At 49.2% G+C, this 3,519-nt stretch carries 4 protein-coding genes; 2 read left to right on the forward strand and 2 right to left on the reverse strand.

Annotated features, from left to right (window positions below; genetic code table 11):
• On the forward strand, positions 1–1,367 hold a 1,367-nt coding region (locus B5F27_RS15880), incomplete at its 5' end, for a site-specific integrase (RefSeq protein ID WP_087369022.1).
• Between the two features lie 615 nt (positions 1,368–1,982).
• A complete protein-coding gene (locus B5F27_RS15885; RefSeq protein WP_087369023.1) occupies positions 1,983–2,198 on the forward strand; it encodes a hypothetical protein in 216 nt (71 codons plus the stop codon).
• Here the strand turns inward: B5F27_RS15885 and B5F27_RS15890 are convergent.
• Positions 2,195–3,112: a helix-turn-helix domain-containing protein gene (locus B5F27_RS15890; protein WP_158098276.1), complete on the reverse strand. Its 918-nt coding sequence runs from the start codon at positions 3,110–3,112 to the stop codon at positions 2,195–2,197. The two genes, B5F27_RS15885 and B5F27_RS15890, sit on opposite strands and share 4 nt — an antisense overlap.
• Before the next feature lie 213 nt (positions 3,113–3,325).
• A partial coding sequence (locus tag B5F27_RS17060; protein WP_206423022.1) for a hypothetical protein occupies positions 3,326–3,519 on the reverse strand: 194 nt, incomplete at its 5' end.

Consider the following 3,519-nt stretch of genomic DNA (forward strand, 5'->3'; position numbering starts at 1 on the left):
GCGTCCGCTACACCTATCTCGATGAGCACGGCAAAAGCTGCGACAAATGGGAGAGCTTTCCCACCAAAGAGGAGGCGATGAACCGCAAAAAGCAGGTGGAACACGAGCTTGCAAGCGGAACTTTCCTGATTCCGTCCACTATAACGGTCGGTGAATTCCTGATGAACTGGCTGCCCAAACAATGCACCAAGCACAAGTGGGCTCCCAAAACCTACCAGTCCAACCTGTCCACCATCCAGAATCTCATCCTCCCCTATATCGGCAGCTTTGAGATGCAGAAGCTGAAGCCCTATCACCTGGAGAATCTGTATAGTACCCTGAGCAAAACGCCCTGTGGGCAGTATATCGAGGGCAAAAAGCAGAAGCTCACCCCCAAGCAGAAACAGCGTCTACTGTCCGGCACCACCATCCATGAGGTTCATCGTCTGCTTCACACCGCGTTCCTCTATGCGGTGGAATGGGGAATCCTTCTGAAAAGCCCCGTTCCTCTGGAAGGCCCCAAAAAGACCACCCAGGAACGAGGCATCTGGACAGTGGAAGAAATGCGAGCGGCCCTGGCCAGCATGGAGGATCCCATCCTCCACCTGGCAGTCCACCTGACCCTGGTGGGTGCGCTGCGGGAAGGGGAGGTTGCCGGACTCACCCCGGAGGACATCGATTTTGACGCCGCCGGTGGGGTCGGCACGTTCTCGGTCAACAAATCCATGCAGCGCATCCAGAAAAACGCCTTGCTTCAGGTGGATGGCAGCTGTATCATCAAGGAGTTTCCCGATAAACTGGAAGGCAGCAAAACTTCTCTCATCCTGAAAAGCACCAAAACCCAGTCCTCCTGCCGGAATATCTTTCTGCCCACCGCTCTCCGGGAGGAACTGAAACACTGGCTGGATAGGCTAAAAGCAGATGAGGCCCGCGCCCCGGACCGCTACCACGACAGCGGAATGCTTCTCCGCCTGCCCAATGGTCAGGCCGTGGAGCCAGTCCTGATCCGCAAAAAGTTCCTCAAATGGCAGGACGCACACCCGGAGTTCCCCCGCATCGTGTTCCACGGGCTGCGCCACTCCAGCGCAACCTATCAGCTGCTTCAATCCGGCGGTGACTTCAAATCAGTCCAGGGGAACACCGGGCACGCTACGGCGACCACCCTGATGGACACCTACGCCCATACCCAGGACAAACCCCGGATTGAGCTGGCTGAGAAGATTGAAGCCAACTTCTACAAGCAGGACATATCCGGTTCCGACCCCAGCGGACCGGAGGAAAACAAAACGCCGGAGGCAACAAATATCACAGGTCCTGTGATCCTTGAAGCCGTCCGGCAGATGAGCTCAGACGAACGCCGGGAGCTTGTCCGGCTGCTGTTCGCCTAAAAATTTTCTTTTTGTGCGGCGCAGATCACGCCGTGCAGAGGATGCACAGAATACACTGCCCATCCCGCAGATGTGCAGCTGATGTGCAAAAATGTGCAAGCACCTTGAAAAGCGAAAAACCCACGGAGAATCTTTCGATTCTTCGTGGGTTTTTGGTGCGATGGAAGGGACTCGAATCCCCGGCCTACTGATTCGTAGCGCAAGTCAGGGGTAATTCCTCCATTATGCCGCCTGCTGTAAAACATAAAATTTTATCGATAATAAGCAATTTATCCAAATTCGTGTTTCACGCCCACTGGTAAATTTTGCACCTGTTATCAACCATTGTATAGGTTGAAACCGTGCAGATTCCGTGCAAAAACCGTGCAGGGCGATTTTAGAAACTCGGAAGCAATTCACACACAAATGACTTGACGGCATTGTTTTGGGTGGCCATCCTCTTATTTTAGTACTTGCTGCATCACAAGCCGATTGGAAAGCATCTGACCTCATTCTCAGTATAACCCGTCGTTTTATGTTAGAAAAAAGCAACACGATACGATATGGTCTGTGCGGCCTTGTAGTGGTATCCTTTTGCCAACAAGAAAACAACATAAAATGAAAGGAAAAAAATAAATGATGAAACGTCTCTTTACCCTGATTACTTCTCTTGTTCTGGCCGCCAGCTTGCTGGCTGTCCCCTGCTTTGCCGCTGAGCCTGAAGACTTACCCACGCCGCAGCCTGGTGTGACCGAAACGGAACAACCTGACGGTTCTGATCAGCCTGAGAATCCGGACAAACCTTCTATCCAGCCATGTGATGCTATGCCGGGCGTTGGAGACATGGGTTAACTCATAAAATCGATGTTCAAGTATTCTTTCGCTTCTTTTTTGACAACCTCTAACCCGATTTGATATCCAATGACTTTGCAGAGATAATACGATTGGTAGTACAGTTCTCTACTGCTTTTATCGTCTCCCATAAAATGCTGACACTCGGCCTCAATTTCAAGACAGTTGGGCAGAAATTGATAATGCCCGTATTGAATACAGGCTTCTCGCCCTTCTTTAGCGAGTGCAGCTCCCTCCTCATAGCGCCCACACAAATCTAATACTCGAGCATAATTATAAAGAACTAAAGGCAATACGCCAATAGATGTTATGGTTTCTTTAAAATGTTTGCGCACATACCTAAGCAGCTGATAGTAAATTTCAGCTGCTTTTTTATTTTGTCCATCATCGGAATATGCGATTCCAATTTGATTGATAATTTTGATCTCGTCTCTCGAATAGATAAAACTCTCAATTTCATCTAAATCAAAGCGTGGCACGGTCAGCCGGATTGCCTGCATTAGCAGATCGATTCGTTCCTGCGGTGTATATTGCCTGGCCAAGCATCCCAAGACTTCCCTGGAACGCAGAGCAAATTGCTTCGCAATTTGATCGTCCGGGTCTGCCAGCTTTTCAAATTGTGCGAGCTTCTCAAAGCCCTCCGGCACCTTTTCGGTCACATTGCAGGCAACAATTTCTTTCTGAAGAGCTTCCATCTCCAGTTCATTTTTACTCAGCAGAGCAAAATAGCGGTCATCCGGCAGGCCCAGACGCTGCAACAGGGCATTAATCCGGTTGCGGCTGGGGGTCTGTTTCCCATTTTCCAGCCGGGAAAGAGTCATAGGCTCACAGATTCCATCGCAGAGCTGCTCCTGGGTTAAACCCAGATCCAGCCGCCGTTGTTTGATATATTCTCCAAGAAAAATATTTTTCATCTTAAAATTCCCTCCTGTGAGAAGTGACATCTTTATTATAAAAGATCAGGACCATAATTTCTAGTGCAATGCACTCGATACGCCCCAAACACTTATCGTTTTGTGTTATTTTCAATTAACGTTATACGATATGTTTCCTGAAAGCCGGCTATGCTACAATACAGTCACAGCAAGGGACACAGAAAAACAAAAGCCCCAAGCCTATAGAGCTGATTAAAAAGAAAGGAGAAATAAATCATGGAAGTTCTCGCAAACAAGAAGCCCATCGAGGAGCAGGCGGACAGCATGGACATCATCATCAACATTTGCTGATAGCCCGCACAGGACCCGAAACCATGAACTATTAAAAAGAAAGGAGAAATAAACCATGGAAGTTCTCGCAAACAAGAAGCCCATCGAGGAGCAGG

Origin of the sequence: Faecalibacterium sp. An192, from assembly GCF_002160175.1 — a bacterium.
Taxonomy (GTDB): Bacteria; Bacillota; Clostridia; order Oscillospirales; family Ruminococcaceae; genus Faecalibacterium.